General features: G+C 66.5%; 11 protein-coding genes and 1 riboswitch. Of the genes, 9 read left to right on the top strand and 2 right to left on the bottom strand.

Annotated elements, in window-relative coordinates:
• Positions 1-32: 32 nt before the first annotated feature.
• Complete coding sequence (locus FHW94_RS03235) at positions 33-1,910, bottom strand: TonB-dependent receptor (protein ID WP_168554321.1); 1,878 nt, start codon at positions 1,908-1,910, stop codon at positions 33-35.
• A gap of 108 nt (positions 1,911-2,018) precedes the next feature.
• Positions 2,019-2,217, bottom strand: a riboswitch (cobalamin riboswitch).
• Between the two features lie 155 nt (positions 2,218-2,372).
• Here FHW94_RS03235 and FHW94_RS03230 point away from each other — a divergent pair.
• From FHW94_RS03230 to FHW94_RS03200, 7 genes are all read left to right on the top strand, one after another.
• A complete protein-coding gene (locus FHW94_RS03230) occupies positions 2,373-3,689 on the top strand; it encodes a cell wall hydrolase (protein ID WP_246865860.1) in 1,317 nt (438 codons plus the stop codon).
• Positions 3,690-3,915: 226 nt separating this feature from the next.
• Entirely contained in the window at positions 3,916-4,290 is a 375-nt protein-coding gene (locus FHW94_RS03225; protein WP_168554320.1) for a hypothetical protein, read from the top strand.
• A gap of 296 nt (positions 4,291-4,586) precedes the next feature.
• On the top strand, positions 4,587-5,549 hold the full coding sequence (gene mdh / locus FHW94_RS03220; RefSeq protein ID WP_168554319.1) for a malate dehydrogenase: 963 nt from the start codon (positions 4,587-4,589) through the stop codon (positions 5,547-5,549).
• Between the two features lie 305 nt (positions 5,550-5,854).
• On the top strand, positions 5,855-8,692 hold the full coding sequence (locus tag FHW94_RS03215) for a 2-oxoglutarate dehydrogenase E1 component (RefSeq protein WP_168554318.1): 2,838 nt from the start codon (positions 5,855-5,857) through the stop codon (positions 8,690-8,692).
• A gap of 46 nt (positions 8,693-8,738) precedes the next feature.
• Complete coding sequence (gene odhB / locus FHW94_RS03210; protein WP_168554317.1) at positions 8,739-10,004, top strand: 2-oxoglutarate dehydrogenase complex dihydrolipoyllysine-residue succinyltransferase; 1,266 nt, start codon at positions 8,739-8,741, stop codon at positions 10,002-10,004.
• A gap of 123 nt (positions 10,005-10,127) precedes the next feature.
• Positions 10,128-11,543, top strand: coding sequence for a dihydrolipoyl dehydrogenase (gene lpdA / locus FHW94_RS03205; RefSeq protein ID WP_168554316.1), 1,416 nt, complete (start codon positions 10,128-10,130; stop codon positions 11,541-11,543).
• 224 nt (positions 11,544-11,767) lie between these two features.
• Positions 11,768-11,947: a hypothetical protein gene (locus FHW94_RS03200; protein ID WP_168554315.1), complete on the top strand. Its 180-nt coding sequence runs from the start codon at positions 11,768-11,770 to the stop codon at positions 11,945-11,947.
• Between the two features lie 172 nt (positions 11,948-12,119).
• Here the strand turns inward: FHW94_RS03200 and FHW94_RS03195 are convergent, their stop codons facing one another.
• On the bottom strand, positions 12,120-12,455 hold the full coding sequence (locus FHW94_RS03195; protein ID WP_168554314.1) for a hypothetical protein: 336 nt from the start codon (positions 12,453-12,455) through the stop codon (positions 12,120-12,122).
• Positions 12,456-12,572: 117 nt separating this feature from the next.
• Between FHW94_RS03195 and FHW94_RS03190 the strand changes: the two genes are divergently transcribed.
• Both FHW94_RS03190 and FHW94_RS03185 read left to right on the top strand, forming a co-directional pair.
• Positions 12,573-14,033 carry a DUF4403 family protein gene (locus FHW94_RS03190; RefSeq protein ID WP_168554313.1) on the top strand — a complete coding sequence of 487 codons (1,461 nt, stop codon included), beginning with the start codon at positions 12,573-12,575 and terminating at the stop codon, positions 14,031-14,033.
• A gap of 22 nt (positions 14,034-14,055) precedes the next feature.
• The gene (locus FHW94_RS03185; RefSeq protein ID WP_168554312.1) at positions 14,056-14,760 is read left to right on the top strand and encodes a trimeric intracellular cation channel family protein; all 705 of its coding nucleotides are present in this window, start codon (positions 14,056-14,058) and stop codon (positions 14,758-14,760) included.
• Positions 14,761-14,789 lie beyond the last annotated feature (29 nt).

Below are 14,789 nucleotides of genomic sequence, written 5' to 3'. Positions count from 1 at the left end.
GTCATTCCTTTCGCTGGTGCCGCGGCGCGCCATCAGTAGCGCAGGCGCACCCCGCCAAACACCGAACGACCCAGCGCGCCATAGCCCGCTGCAGTCACCAGCTGCCGATCGAACACGTTTTCCACCCGGCCGAACAGTTCGGCCTGATGAAGGATCGGCAGGCTGGCGCGCAACGTGGTGACGCTACCGCCCGACAGCTTGATCGAATTGGCCGCGTTGTCAAAGGTTTCGGATTGAAAACGGATATCCGCGGCCAGGGCCAGGCCGGCCCAGGGCGTGGTCCAGTCCAGCGAGGTGGTCAGCGCGTGGCGCGGACGGCGCGCCAGGTCCTTGCCGAACGTGGCCGCGCCAGGGGTGCGATCGGTCGCTTCGGTATAGGCATAGGCGATCTGCCCCTTGACCCCTGGGCTGAGCGTGGCGCCCACTTCCAGTTCGGCGCCCTGCGCGCGCGCCTTGCCCACGTTGTCATACACGCCATAGGCATGGCCGGTGCACAGCGCGCTTTCCACCATGTAGCACGAGACGTAGGTGATGAGGTTGCGCGTATCGCGGCGGAACAGCGTGAGCCCGGCGTGGAACGTGCCGTCGACGCTGGTATAGGCCAAGCCGGCATCATAGCTGCGGCTGCGTTCGGGATTGAGATTGGCGTTGCCGTAATCGGGCGAAAGCAGCTGGTAAAGCGTGGGCGCGCGGAAGCCTTCGCCATAGCTGGCGTTGAACCGCAGGCCGCGCAGCACTTCCACGGTGCCGTTGGCCCCCAGGCTCACGTTGCTGCCGAACTGGCTCTGTTCGTCATAACGCACGCCGCCGGCAAGGCTGGCCTTGGCACCGTACCAGCCGAGCATGGCATGGCCGCTGGTCAGGTGCGCGCGCTGTTGCGCGTCAAAAGTGCTGTCGAACCGGGTCCATTCGCGATCCGCGCCGAAATCGAGCGCGAAATCGGCCGGCAGCGCATAGCGGCCGTTGAGTTCCACCCGCTCGCTGCGGCCGTTGTAGCCGTATTCGAACGTGTCGTCTGCTCCGCCGGTATAATAGCGGCGGCGCGTGTCCGACAGGGCATATCCGGCGTCCAGCGTGAGGGCGCCGCCCGCGTAGTGCACCCCGGCACGGCCGAAGAACTGCCGGGTGGTGGTATATTCGGGGGTATCGCCGAAATTGAAATCGGCGTCATAGCCATCGATCTGGGTCTTGCCATCGGCATAGCGGGCGCTGGCCACCAGCGAAAGCGTGTCGGTCAGGTTGACGCGGCCCTTGCCGCCCACGCGCCACTGGTCATAGCCATCGCGTTCCGTGCCATTGGCCGCGGCCGAGACGCCATCGGTGGTGGCATAGCCGCCGCCCAGCGAGAAGGCATAGCGATCGCGCTTCACCCCGGCGACCGCCTCGGCATCATAGCTGCCGCGCGAGCCGGCCTCGGTCGAAGCTTCTGCGCCGTCGATCTCGCGCGTGGTCACCGCGATCACCCCGCCGATGGCCGAGCTGCCCCAGATGACCGAGTTGGAGCCGCGCAGCACTTCGATCCGTTCGATACCGCCGCTGGTCAGCGTGCCGAAATCGAACCCGCCCGAAGGCGCGGACGGGTCTTCCACCCGCACGCCATCGACCAGGACAAGGGTGTGCTGCCCTTCCCCGCCGCGCAGGCGCACGGCCGTCTGCGCGCCAAACCCGCCGGTGCGCGAATAGGTCAGCCCCGGCACGCGTTCGAGCACGCGGGTGATATCGACACCCTGGACCGCCTCGATCGTTTGCAGCGGCACGACGCTGATCGCCTGGCCGGTCTGGTCGAGCGACAGGGCGCTGCCGGTGGCCAGGACGGTGATTTCTGCGCCATCGGATGGTGCAGCTTCCTCGGCATGGGCAGGCATGGCCAGCACGAGTGTGGCGGCCAGCGCAAACAGCGAAGTCTTCATGGTCTTTTCCTCCCGGCCCATGGACAGTCTTGCCGTCCATGGCGCGAGGGTCCGCCGGGCCCCGGGCGGAAACTCGTCACGCTTGCGCCCGGTACACCCCGCCCGGCCGCGGAACGACCACACACCGGCAGGTTTCCTGGCTCATCCGAAGTCATCGCGACACGCCGGCCTTCCCAGCCCGCGTGGGGGCCAGTGGCGCACAAAGGGCGTGGCGCTCGTCCGGAAACAGTTGCGGGGGCAGCGCCGGCTTTGGTTCCGGCTTCCCTCTTAGCCCGCTTGCGCGGGCACCGGTGGCGTCTGCCGCGGCCGATAGCGCCCCCTGTACCATGGGGCAAGCCCGCGGCAGAATTTAACCAAGCGGTAGCGGGGTGTGCCTTATCGGGACGAAGCCATTTACCCCCGTGCATGGTTGCCGCGCAGCGACTAACGCACCATTGCAAGATCAGGCCCCTGCCCGCCCTTATGCCAGACCCGAGTCCCTTCACCGGCGCCACGCCCACCCTGCCACCCGAAGCGCTGATGCCGCCGCCGGGGCCGGAAGAGCGCGCGATGCTGGCGCAGCGGCGGCAGGCCGATGGCGCGTTGCTTCAGGCGCTGACCCTGGCCCCGGTGCGGCCACGCGATTTCGCCGCACGCATCCGCCGGCGCGACATGACATCGTGGCGGCACCAGCACCGCGCAGGCTCGCGCCTGGCAGAGCGCGCTGCCGGCATTGCCGCGATCGGCGCCCTTGGCCTGGTGCTGGGCGCGGTAGGTTGGGGATCGCCGGGGATCGATGCCGCGGCCGCACACGATCGCAACGGCCTGCAACCATTCGAGCGCGCGGGCGAAAGTTTCCCCGGCTCGGCATTCTATTACGTTTCGGCCCAGGACAGCGGCCTGCTGGCTCCGCAGGACGCCGCGCGCGCCTGGGACCGGCAGGTGGCCGCGATCCATGGCGACGCCGACGATGCGCCCACGCTTGCGGCCTGGGCGCGCAATCCCGCGGCACGGCCGCTGTTTGCCTCGGGCAGCGGCGAAGACCGCTGGCGCGCGCTGCAATGCCTGACCACCGCGATCTACTACGAAGCCGCTTCGGAACCCGATGCCGGCCAGCGCGCGGTGGCGCAAGTCGTGCTCAACCGCGTGGCACATCCCGCTTTTCCCAAGACCGTGTGCGGCGTGGTCTACCAGGGATCGGAACGGCCCGGCTGCCAGTTCAGCTTCGCGTGCGACGGCGCCATGGCGCGCCGCCCGGTGCAGCAGTTCTGGGACCGCGCGCGGCGCGTGGCCGCCGATGCCCTGGCCGGCAATGTCTTTGCCCCGGTTGGCCTCGCCACGCATTACCATACCAGCGCGGTGCACCCGCTGTGGGCAGACAAGCTTGCCTTCATCGGCACGATCGGGGCGCATCGCTTCTATCGTTGGGCCGGCACGGCCGGCCTGCCGGCTGCTTTCACCGGCACGTATCGCGGTGCAGAGCCGCTCGCCGCACCGCATCCGCGCAGCTGGGTGCCCGTCGCGGCGGATCTGGCCGATCCGCTGACGCTGGAAAAAGCGTTCGAGGAAGGCCGCATGGCCGCACTGGAGCGCACGACCGCCGGGCCGGGCGGTACGCCCCTGGCACAACCGGCGGGCACGGGCCTGCGTGCGGTCGATTCGCCCTTGCGCGGCACGGCACCGGCCGGCCCCGCGCTCTCGGGCACGCCCCTGCCCGGCGCGCCGAGCGGGCAACTGCGCCCCGAAGCGAGCGAGGCTTATGAAAACGCGGGCAAGTGGATTGCCCAGCCGCACGGCTGAACCCACGCGCCGCTGCGGCACGGCCACGCCGGGCCACTTCACTTCCACCGCCATGGCAGCATCAACGGGTCGTTTACCGTCTCGTCTCATCCCCTGTTAGCGCGCACCCCCTTAGAAGGACGGCAGAGCTGCTGCGGATTTCAGCCCGCTTGCCGCTTTCAACAAGGAAAAAGCCGAATTTACGCGAAATTTCGGTGTCGCAACGAACAATGGAGACCATCTGCGCATGCTGCGTTTCGCCCCTCGCTATGGCATGATCTCGCCCTGTCTCCGCCGGCCCGCCGGCCGGCCGGCCCATGCGGCCAACGACAATCCCGGCTGGGCCAGCCTGCGCCAGGCCAATGGCACCGCGCACGCTTCCCCGGGCCGGATGATGGCCGCGCGCGTGGCTGACAATCTTGCCGACGATGCCCTGCTAGCCCAGGCGCTGCGCCTGTTTGCCAGCCACGGCCACGCCGCCGCCGGGCAGGCTGCCGCAGCAGCCAAGGGCGCCGCCGTGGCGGGCGATCACGATGGCGCCGCCTGGTGGGCGCAAGTGTGCCACACGCTCGATCGCCGCAAGGGCCACGCCCTGGAACGGGAACTGGCCGGCTTGGCGTGAATTGCCCTGAAAGCCGGCCACCCGGTGCCGTTCTGGCGGGCGGGCACTGGCCTGCCTGTCGCATTCGTATGAACGGCCGATTTACGGTTTAATGCTATTGCGAACTCTTATCAAAGAAACCCGCAAATGCGGGGTTTTTTGCGGTTGCAATCCCTGCCGGGCAGGCCTACGTGCCCCTCCACTTGTCGGCAACCCTTCCCGTCTCGCGGGCGCGGGGGGACCTCCATCCGGGGGCTTGAGTCGGCAACGCTTGAACGCTTGTCCCGCGACGTCTCCGGGAAAGGACCGTAAAGCACATGGCACGCAAGAAGATCGCGCTGATCGGCGCGGGTAACATCGGTGGCACTCTGGCGCATCTGGCCGCGCAGAAGGAACTGGGCGACATCGTCCTGTTCGACGTGGTGGAAGGCGTTCCCCAGGGCAAGGCTCTCGATCTCTCGCAGTGCGGCCCCGTCGAAGGTTTCGACGCCAAGATCATCGGCACCAACGATTACAAGGACATCGCAGGCGCGGACGTCATCATCGTGACGGCCGGCGTGGCGCGTAAGCCCGGCATGAGCCGCGATGACCTGCTCGGCATCAACCTCAAGGTGATGAAGGCCGTGGGCGAAGGCATCCGCGACAACGCGCCCGACGCCTTTGTGATCTGCATCACCAACCCGCTCGACGCGATGGTCTGGGCGCTGCGCGAATTCTCCGGCCTGCCGCACAACAAGGTGGTGGGCATGGCCGGCGTGCTCGACTCGGCCCGCTTCAGCACCTTCCTGGCCTGGGAATTCGGCGTTTCGGTGCGCGACGTGAACTCGTTCGTGCTCGGCGGCCACGGTGACACCATGGTTCCGGTTGTGGAATATTCCACCGTTGCCGGCATCCCCGTCACCGACCTGGTCAAGATGGGCGCTTCCACCCAGGACAAGATCGACGCGATCGTGCAGCGCACCCGTTCGGGCGGCGGCGAGATCGTCGGCCTGCTCAAGACCGGTTCGGCGTTCTATGCCCCGGCCGCCTCGGGCATCGCCATGGCCGAAGCCTACCTGTCGGACCAGAAGCGCGTCCTGCCCTGCGCCGCCTATGTCGATGGCGCCTATGGCGTTGACGGCCTCTATGTCGGCGTGCCGGTGGTGATCGGTGCCGGCGGCGTGGAAAAGGTCATCGAAATCAACCTCGATGATGCCGCCAAGGCCAACCTGCAGGTTTCGGTCGACGCGGTGAAGGAACTTCTGGTGGCCTGCAAGGGTATCGATCCTTCGCTTGCCTGATTGAATGCTTGGCCCGCGGCTTGCCTTTCGGGGCGGCCACGGGCCTTGCACCGCACGTTATCGGCCAGGGCCGCCACGGTGGCGCTGGCAATACCCTTAAGGCCCTCTTCGGAGGGCGTTGACCGAACGCCATTAAGGATACCTGGCCCATCCACGCGCACCGCGCCGCAGATTGGCTGCCGATCCAAGCGATGGCGTCGGACAACCGATGACAGTCACAGACAGGCCGCCTTGGGTTTCGCGGTCTGCCTCATGCCTCTTTCCGAAGCCCCTCCCCTCCCCGGGGGCAAAGGAGTGAACTGACGATGGGACAAGAAGTGCACGAGTTCGAAGTCGATCCTTCACAGGATGCGCCGCAGCAAGGTCCATCCTGGCAATCGAAGCGCTGGCCGATTACCGACGCGCTGGCCGGCGATGATCTGACCCGTGCGCTCGATCCCATGGCGCTCAAGGTCGAAGTGGCCAAGGCTGCCAAGAAGGCCGGTGCCGCGCTCGACGAAGCGGCGCTGGAACAGGCCGCCAACGACAGCCTGCGCGTGATGCTGCTGGTGCGCACCTATCGCGTGCGTGGCCACCTTGCGGCCAACCTCGATCCGCTCGGCCTGTCCAAGCAGGACCTCCCGGCCGACCTCAGCCCCGAATACCACGGCTTCACGGCCAAGGACATGGATCGCAAGATCTACCTGGGCGGCACGCTGGGCCTGCAATGGGGCACCGTGCCCGAAGTGGTCGAGATCCTGCGTCGCAACTATTGCGGCAAGATCGGCCTGGAATACATGCACATCTCCGACGTGGAAGAGCGCAAGTTCCTGCAGGACCGCATCGAGGGCGGCGACAAGTCGATCGACTTCACGCCCGAAGGCAAGAAGGCGATCCTTTCGGCCGTGGTGCGCGGGGAACAGTACGAAAAGTTCCTCGGCAAGAAGTATGTCGGCACCAAGCGCTTCGGCCTTGACGGTGGCGAGTCGATGATCCCCGCGCTCGAAGCGGTGATCAAGTACGGCGGCCAGCGCGGCGTGAAGGAAATCATCTACGGCATGGCCCACCGCGGCCGCCTCAACATCCTCGCCAACGTGATGGCCAAGCCCTATCGCGTGATCTTCCACGAATTCTCGGGCGGCAGCGCCAATCCCGAAGACGTGGGCGGCTCGGGCGACGTGAAGTATCACCTGGGTACCAGCACCGACCGCGAGTTCGACGGCACCAAGGTGCACATGAGCCTGCTGCCCAACCCGTCGCACCTGGAAACGGTGGACCCCATCGTGCTGGGCAAGACCCTGGCGCAGCAGCAGTTCCGCGACGACGTGGGCCATGGCAAGCACAAGCAGGTCCTGCCGGTGCTGATCCACGGCGACGCGGCCTTTGCCGGCCAGGGCATCGTGTGGGAATGCTTCGGCTTTTCCGGCGTGGAAGGCTACAACACCGGCGGTTGCATCCACTTCATCATCAACAACCAGATCGGCTTCACCACCAGCCCGCAGTTCTCGCGCGGCTCGCCCTATCCCTCGGACGTGGCCAAGGGCGTCCAGGCGCCGATCATCCACGTCAACGGCGATGACCCCGAAGCGGTGACCTTTGCCTGCAAGCTGGCGATCGACTATCGCCAGCAGTTTGGCCGCGACATCGTGCTCGACATGTGGTGCTACCGCCGCTTTGGCCACAACGAAGGCGACGAGCCCTCGTTCACCCAGCCGCTGATGTACGCCCAGATCCGCAAGCACCCTGCGGTCTCGTCGCTTTATGCCGATCGCCTGGTAAGCGAAGGCGTGATCGACAAGAACTGGAAGGGCGAAGCCGAAGACCGCTTCACCGCCACGCTGGAAAGCGAGTTCGAAGCCGCCAAGAGCTACAAGGCCAACGAAGCCGACTGGTTCGGCGGCCGCTGGGCAGGCCTCAACAAGCCGGCCGACCCGGTCACCGCGCGCCGCAACGTGGCCACGGGCATCGAGCAGAAGCTGTTCGACAGCCTGGGCCGCACGCTGACCACGGTTCCCGAAAGCCTCACCGTCCACAAGACCTTGGGCCGCGTGCTCGATGCCAAGCGCGAGATGTTCGCGTCGGGCAACGGGTTCGATTGGGCCACGGCCGAAGCGCTCGCCTATGGCAGCCTCGTCACCGAAGGCTACAACGTGCGCCTTTCGGGCCAGGACTGCGGCCGCGGCACGTTCAGCCAGCGCCATGCCGTGTGGGTGGACCAGACCGACGAGCACAAGTACGTGCCGCTCGCCACGCTGCCCCATGGCCGCTTCGAAGTGCTCGACAGTCCGCTGTCGGAATATGGCGTGCTCGGCTTTGAATACGGCTATGCCAGCGCCGATCCCAAGACGCTGGTGCTGTGGGAAGCGCAGTTCGGTGACTTTGCCAACGGCGCGCAGATCGTGATCGACCAGTACGTGGCCGCTGCCGAAGCCAAGTGGCTGCGCGCCAACGGCCTCGTCATGCTGCTGCCGCACGGCTATGAAGGCCAGGGTCCGGAACACTCCTCCGCCCGTCTGGAGCGCTATCTCCAGCTCTGCGCCGAAGATAACCTGCAGGTGTGCAACATCACCAGCCCGGCCAACTACTTCCACGTGCTGCGCCGGCAGATGCACCGCTCGTTCCGCAAGCCGCTGATCATCATGACGCCCAAGTCGCTGCTGCGCCACCCGCTGGCCAAGTCGACCGCGGCCGATTTCATCGGCGAGGCACAGTTCAAGCGCATCCTGTCCGATCCTTCGGCACCCGAAGACAAGGACACCCGCCGCGTCGTGCTGTGCTCGGGTAAGGTGGCCTATGACCTGATCGAGGCGCGCGATGCCGCCGGGATCACCGACACCCAGATCATCCGGATCGAGCAGCTCTATCCCTTCCCGGGTGAGCCGCTGGCCCTGCGTCTTTCGCGCATGGCCAATCTGGAAGACGTGGTATGGTGCCAGGAAGAGCCGAAGAACAACGGTTCGTGGTTCTTTGCCGAGCCGCTGATCGAGGAATCGCTCAAGGCCGCCAAGGGCAAGGTTGCCCGCGCCCGCTATGCCGGCCGCGCCGCCTCTGCTTCGCCCGCCACGGGCCTGGCCAAGCGCCACGTTGCCGAGCAGGCCGCCCTGGTGGCCGATGCGCTGGCTCTGTCGGTGCGCGAGGAAATTCGCCGCAAGAAGAAGGCCTGACCCGGCCGTTTCGTCCACCTGAATTCTCCCCAAGGAACACCAAGTCATGTCCATCGAAGTCAAGGTTCCGACGCTCGGTGAAAGCGTCAGCGAAGCGACGGTCGGCCAGTGGCTGAAGAAGCCCGGTGAAGCGGTGGCTCTGGACGAGCCCATCGTCAGCCTCGAAACCGACAAGGTCGCCGTCGAAGTGCCCTCGCCCGTGGCCGGCGTGCTCGGCCAGATCCTGGTTGCCGAAGGCGAAACCGTCACGGTTGGCGCGCTGCTCGGCACCGTGGAAGACGGCGTGGCCGCAGCCGGCAACGGCCAGGTTGCCCCGCGCGAGGAAAAGCCGGTGCCGCCCGCATCCGACACGATCGCGCCGGCAACGCCTGCACCCGCGCCTGCCGCAGCCCCGGCTGCGCCGGCCGGTGACGATGCCGGTGCTGCCGCGCTCTCGCCGGCAGTGCGCCGCGCGGTGCTGGAGCACGGCATCGATCCTTCCACCGTCAAGGGCACCGGCAAGGACGGCCGCCTGACCAAGGAAGACGTGCTGGCCGCAGCCCAGGCCAAGGCCGCTTCGCCTGCGCCGGTGGCCACCGCCGCTGCCGTGCCTGCCGCCGTGGCCGCGCCTGGCCGCAACGAAGAACGCGTCAAGATGACGCGCCTGCGCCAGACCATCGCCAAGCGCCTCAAGAGCGCGCAGGAAAACGCCGCCCTGCTCACCACGTTCAACGACGTGGACATGTCGGCCGTGATGGCCGCGCGCGAGAAGTACAAGGACGTGTTCGAGAAGAAGCACGGCGTGAAGCTGGGCTTCATGTCGTTCTTCGCCAAGGCTTCGTGCCTGGCGCTCAAGGACATTCCGGCCGTCAACGCCCAGATCCAGGGCGATGAGATCGTCTATCACGACTATGTCGATATCTCGGTGGCCGTCTCGGCGCCGAACGGCCTGGTCGTGCCGGTGGTGCGCGATGCTGACAAGCTCTCGTTCGCCGGCATCGAAAAGGCGATTGCCAATTACGGCAAGAAGGCCCGCGAAGGCGCGCTGACCATGGAAGACATGAAGGGCGGCACCTTCACCATCTCCAACGGTGGTGTGTTCGGCGGCCTGATGTCCACCCCGATCATCAACCCGCCCCAGTCGGCCGTGCTCGGCCTGCACCGCATCGAAGACCGCCCGGTCGTGCGCAATGGCGAAATCGTGATCCGCCCGATGATGTACATCGCGCTGTCCTACGATCACCGCATCATCGACGGTCGCGAAGCGGTTACCGCGCTCAAGACCATCAAGGAAGCGATCGAAGATCCCACCCGCCTGCTGATCGATCTCTGATCGACCAAGCGTGCCGCGCCCGGCGACCAACGCCGGGCGCGCAGGCGTGCATAGCAGCGAACTTGTGTGATAAGTCGCGCCAGTCCCGCCACAGTTCCAGGGGCGCGCGAACAGGAGGCCGCAATGGCTGAATACGATTATGATGTCCTGGTGATCGGCGCTGGCCCTGGCGGCTATGTCGCGGCGATCCGCGCGGCCCAGCTGGGCCTCAAGACCGCCTGTGCCGATGGGCGCGAAACCCTGGGCGGCACGTGCCTCAACGTGGGCTGCATCCCGTCCAAGGCACTGCTGCACGGTTCGGAAAAGTTCGAGGAAGCCGTCAACGGCACCTTTGCCAGCTATGGCATCAAGACCGGCCCGGTGGAGCTGGACCTGGCCACGATGCAGCAGCAGAAGCTGGACTCGGTCAAGAGCCTGACCGGCGGCATCGAATTCCTGTTCAAGAAGAACAAGGTCACCTGGCTCAAGGGCTATGCCAGCTTCGAAGACGCGCACAGCGTCACCGTCGCGGGCCAGAAGGTTTCGGCCAAGCACATCGTCATCGCCACCGGCTCTTCGGTCACCCCGCTGCCGGGCGTGAGCGTGGACAACGACGCGGGCGTGGTGGTCGATTCGACCGGCGCGCTGGCGCTGACCCGCGTGCCGGATCACCTGGTGGTGATCGGTGGCGGCGTGATCGGCCTGGAACTGGGCTCGGTGTGGCGCCGCCTGGGCGCCAAGGTCACCGTGGTGGAATACCTTGACCAGCTGCTGCCCGGCATGGACGGCGACGTGCGCAAGGAAGCCGCCAAGATCTTCAAGAAGCAGGGCATGGCGCTCAAGCTTTCGACCAAGGTCACCGGCGTGGCGGTGGACGGTGGCAAGGCCACGCTGACGGTCGAGCCTTCGGCCGGCGGCGCTGCCGAAACCATCGAAGCCGATTGCGTGCTGGTGGCCATCGGCCGCCGGCCCAACACCGAGGGCCTGGGCCTCGACAAGATCGGCCTTGCGCCCAACGCGCGCGGCCAGATCGAGACCGACCACGATTTCCGCACCGCGGTTGACGGCGTGTGGGCGATCGGCGACGTGATTCCGGGTCCGATGCTGGCGCACAAGGCCGAGGACGAAGGCATTGCCGTGGCCGAGAACATCGCAGGGCTCACGGGCATCGTGAACCACGACGTGATCCCCGGCGTGGTTTACACCTTCCCCGAATTTGCCGGGGTGGGCCTGACGCAGGAAGCCGCGCTGGAAAAGGCCGGCGGCGACCAGTCCAAGATCAAGGTCAGCAAGTTCCCGATGCTGGGCAACAGCCGCGCCAAGACCAATCACGAGCCCGACGGGTTCGTGAAGGTGATTGCCGATGCGCAGACCGACCGCGTGCTGGGCGTGTGGGCGATTGCCTCGGTGGCCGGCACGATGATTGCCGAAGCGGCCCTGGCGCTGGAATTCGGCGCAACCTCGGAAGACATCGCCTATACCTGCCACGCGCACCCGACCCATTCGGAAGCGCTGAAGGAAGCGGCGATGGGCATCCGCGAAAAGCCGATCCACATCTGATCGACGCACCGCCGTTGGGCGGCGAGCGCATTGAACAAGGCCGCGCCGGGGCAACCGGGCGCGGCCTTTTTCTTGGCCCGCTTGTTGGTGGCCCCTGGCAACGCGCCGCAACAAGACGTGCAGCTTTGTAAAATAGGCTATGCTTGACAGTTGTTTACGTGACTTCTGGGGCTGCCCATCTACGAGGCAGGCAAGCAGGGGAGCTTACCAAGGAGAAGCATCGTATGAACCGTCTGACGATCGCCTTTGCCGCCGCTATGGCGCTTGCCGCCACGCCGATGGTCGCCCAGGCCGCGCCGTGCAAGGACGCCAGGGGCAAGTTCATCAAGTGTCCGCCAACCAAGCCGGCACCCCGCAAGGTTTGCAAGGGCCACAAGGGCAAGTTCGTGAAGTGCCCGCGTTGACCTGACGCAGGAAGGGCTGCCTGGCCCGCCACCTGCCACGTCGTGCGACGCCAGGCAGCCCTTCCAAACGCTAGAGCACGATAACGTTTCATGGACACGCCATCGTGATCTAGGTTTTTGTTATCGTGCGATTTGCTGCCAAAAACCGGTACCCACTTTTTGTCATCGCACGCTAGAAATCTATCTTCATCCGAACCATGGCCGAAGGAACGCTGACACCGCCGCCCACGGCGCGCTGTTCCGCTTCGGCCTGGGCCTTGACGCCAGGCGCCAATTGCAGTTGCGCCACGGGTGGCGCCTGATCGGCGAAAGGACCGGTCAGGGGATGGACGCGAAACTTTTCCCGATCCACCGCACAGACCACGATCGCGCCATCGGCCGCCGGACTGCCGCAGCGCGCCTCTTCCGGCTTGAGCCGCGCAAGGTCGAAGGATTGGCCCTGCGCCGCAGGCGGTGCGGACGGGGCGGGGGCAGAAATCGGTGCGACAGGTGGTGCATCGATAGGCATGGCGGCTAGGCTCCATCCGCAACATGCTGAAACTGAACGTTGATTGTGGCGCGATCATGGCACCGGGAACTTTGCCCGGCGTTGGCGCGTAGTCCTGCCCAAACGGGGCAACTGCACATGAAACGTTCTCTCCTGATCGGCAGCGCAGTGGCGCTGGCCGCATCGATCCCGCTTGTCGCCTGCCATCACCGCCCGGCGAACCAGGCGCCGCCGCGGGCCACAGACGCCATCAGCCTGCCGCCCCAGGCCTCCACCATTGCCGTGCCGATCGTTGCCCGGCTCGATGAACTCAGCGCCGCGCTCGAACAGGCCGTGCCGCGCGAGTTGTGGTCGATCGACCAGCCTGGCCAGGATTGCCTGGCGTCGAAGCGAGTCCAAGTGCTGGGCGTCAAGATCAAGACGCCTCGCGTGGAATGCCGCGTCGTGGGCAACGTGGTGCGCGGTCCGATCACGCTGGCCGGACAGGGGCAGGATCTGGTGATCACGCTGCCGATGCACGCAACGGTGCGCGCGCGCGACATTGCCGGGGTGCTCAAGCAGGAAACCGCCACCGGCGATGCGGTGGTGCGCGCGCATGTGCGCCTGTCGCTGACGCGCGACTGGAAGCCACGCGCCACGCTCGACATCCACTATGACTGGACCAACGCGCCGGGCATCGATTTTCTCGGACAGCGCATCACGTTCACCAGCAAGGCCGATGCCAAGCTCAAGGGCGTGATCGACAAGCTGGAACGCACCCTGCCCAGCGAGTTGGACAAGCTGCATCTCGATCGCCAGATCGGCAAGGCCTGGGCCAGCGCGTTTACGTCGCTGGAACTCAACCACGCCAATCCGCCGGTGTGGATGCGCGTCACGCCCAAGGATCTGCGCTATGGCGGCTATGCGGTGGAAGGGCGGCAACTGGTGCTCAAGATGGGCATGCAGGCGCAAACCGAAACCTTCGTCGGCAACCGTCCGCCCGATCCCACCCCGGCCCCGCTGCCGCCGCTGCACACCCTTGATGGCGCGCCAGGGCGGATGCTGTTCGTCATTCCGGTGATCGCCGATTATCGCGAACTGGAACCGGTCATCGCGCGGGCGCTGGTCAAGCGATCGGCCCGCCCGTTCGATGTTCCCGGCCTGGGGGCGGTGACGGCGCAGTTCGGCAAGGTGACCTGCTATGGCACCACCGGCGGCAAGGTGGCGGTGGGCGTACAGTTTGCCGCCAATGGCGCGCACGGCACCGTCTGGCTGACCGGCACCCCGGTCAATGCGCCGAATTCGCGCGTCGTCAGCTTTGCCGACCTTGCCGTTTCGGGCGTGACCGACAGCACCGGCACCGATGTGCTGCTGAGCCTGGCCAACGCGCCAGGTCTTTCGGAAACCATCGCTGCCGCGCTCGCCCAGAACTTCGAGCGCGACTATGCCAAGCTGATGGCCAAGATCGACCGCGCCCTGACTGACAAGCGCACCGGCGATTTCGTGATCCGCGCACGGATCGAGGATGTGCGCACCGGCCGTCTCAAGGCCGCGGGCCAAGGCCTCTACCTGCCGGTGGAAGGAACGGGAACGGCGACGGTCAGCCTCGACATGCGGTGAACCACAAGGCATGGCATGGTCCATGCCGCTGGTCCCCTCGCTGCCCACGTCCTTGCCATCGTCCCTGCCCAGCGCGTTACCCCACGCGGTGGCCCCGGCCCTGCCCGCCGTGATCGGCGTGGCAGACCTGGCCGGTATCGCGCTGTTTGCGCTGTCGGGCGCACTGGTAGCCGCGCGGATGCGGCAGACCCTGGTGACGATGTGCTTTTTCGCGGTGATCACCGGTGTGGGCGGCGGCTCGGTGCGCGATCTGCTGATCGGAGCGCCAGTGTTCTGGGTGCACGATCGCTGGGTGGCGCTGGTCTGCCTGGCCATGGCGGTGGTGTGCTGGATCACGCCGCACCGCTGGTGGCGCGGCGCCGCACTGGAATGGGCCGATGCCGTGGGGCTCAGCGCTTATGCCGTGCTGGGCACGACCAAGGCGCTGGCCTATGGCATCCCTCCCGTTCCGGCCTTCATCATGGGCGTGATCACGGGCTGCGTGGGCGGGGTGATCCGCGATTGTGTTGCCGGGCGCCCGTCGATCATCATGCGGCCCGAACTCTATGTCACCGCCGCAGCCCTTGCCGCAGCGCTCTGTTCGGCAGGACAGGCGCTGCACTTGCCCAAGGGCTGGGTCTGGGCGGTATCGGCACTGGCCGGGTTTGCCCTGCGTGCCGCCGCGATCCGCTGGAAACTGGCTATCCCGGCCTATGGCGGCCGCCCTGCCCACGCAGACACGGATTGATCGCACGCCAGCGGATTGTGCGTTGCAGC

The organism is Novosphingobium sp. SG720, from assembly GCF_012275365.1.
In the GTDB taxonomy this organism is placed as follows: Bacteria; Pseudomonadota; Alphaproteobacteria; order Sphingomonadales; family Sphingomonadaceae; genus Novosphingobium; species Novosphingobium rhizosphaerae.
The sequence above is the reverse complement of the archived record's forward strand: the minus strand, read 5'-3'. Positions and strand labels throughout refer to the sequence as shown.

Bases quoted from the DNA above. Each gene is read 5' to 3' on its own strand.
- FHW94_RS03185 (WP_168554312.1), top strand. From the start codon at position 14,056: ATGCCGCTGGTCCCCTCGCTGCCCACGTCCTTGCCATCGTCCCTGCCC.
- FHW94_RS03200 (WP_168554315.1), top strand. From the start codon at position 11,768: ATGAACCGTCTGACGATCGCCTTTGCCGCCGCTATGGCGCTTGCCGCC.
- FHW94_RS03235 (WP_168554321.1), bottom strand. From the start codon at position 1,910: ATGAAGACTTCGCTGTTTGCGCTGGCCGCCACACTCGTGCTGGCCATG.
- FHW94_RS03195 (WP_168554314.1), bottom strand. From the start codon at position 12,455: ATGCCTATCGATGCACCACCTGTCGCACCGATTTCTGCCCCCGCCCCG.
- FHW94_RS03190 (WP_168554313.1), top strand. From the start codon at position 12,573: ATGAAACGTTCTCTCCTGATCGGCAGCGCAGTGGCGCTGGCCGCATCG.
- lpdA (WP_168554316.1), top strand. From the start codon at position 10,128: ATGGCTGAATACGATTATGATGTCCTGGTGATCGGCGCTGGCCCTGGC.
- FHW94_RS03215 (WP_168554318.1), top strand. From the start codon at position 5,855: ATGGGACAAGAAGTGCACGAGTTCGAAGTCGATCCTTCACAGGATGCG.
- odhB (WP_168554317.1), top strand. From the start codon at position 8,739: ATGTCCATCGAAGTCAAGGTTCCGACGCTCGGTGAAAGCGTCAGCGAA.
- mdh (WP_168554319.1), top strand. From the start codon at position 4,587: ATGGCACGCAAGAAGATCGCGCTGATCGGCGCGGGTAACATCGGTGGC.
- FHW94_RS03230 (WP_246865860.1), top strand. From the start codon at position 2,373: ATGCCAGACCCGAGTCCCTTCACCGGCGCCACGCCCACCCTGCCACCC.
- FHW94_RS03225 (WP_168554320.1), top strand. From the start codon at position 3,916: ATGCTGCGTTTCGCCCCTCGCTATGGCATGATCTCGCCCTGTCTCCGC.